The organism is Pseudomonas sp. SIMBA_041 (assembly GCF_046535095.1).
Classification (GTDB): Bacteria; Pseudomonadota; Gammaproteobacteria; order Pseudomonadales; family Pseudomonadaceae; genus Aquipseudomonas; species Aquipseudomonas mucoides.
The window spans coordinates 1-249 of record NZ_JAWRXJ010000698.1; the positions used below are offsets into that span (position 1 = coordinate 1).

At 60.6% G+C, this 249-nt stretch carries 1 protein-coding gene; it reads right to left on the reverse strand.

Going from position 1 to position 249, the window contains the following annotated elements; translation table 11 throughout:
• Nucleotides 1-249, reverse strand: a 249-nt coding sequence (locus SB725_RS32895; RefSeq protein ID WP_410923661.1) for an MFS transporter, incomplete at both ends; no start/stop codon positions are given.

Genomic DNA, 249 nt, shown 5'->3' on the forward strand with positions numbered 1-249 from the left:
GTAGGTGAAATACAGGATCACCCCGGGGAAGAACCCGGCCTCGAAGGCCCCCAAAAGAAAGCGCAGAACGTAGAACTGCATCGGGGTGCTGACGAACATCATCGCCGCGGCCACCAGGCCCCAGCAGAACATGATCCGCAACAGGGTCTTGCGCACGCCGCTGCGCTTGAGCATCAGGTTGCTGGGCACTTCGAAGATGAAGTAGCCGATGAAGAAGATCCCCGCCCCCAGGCCATACACCGCATCGCC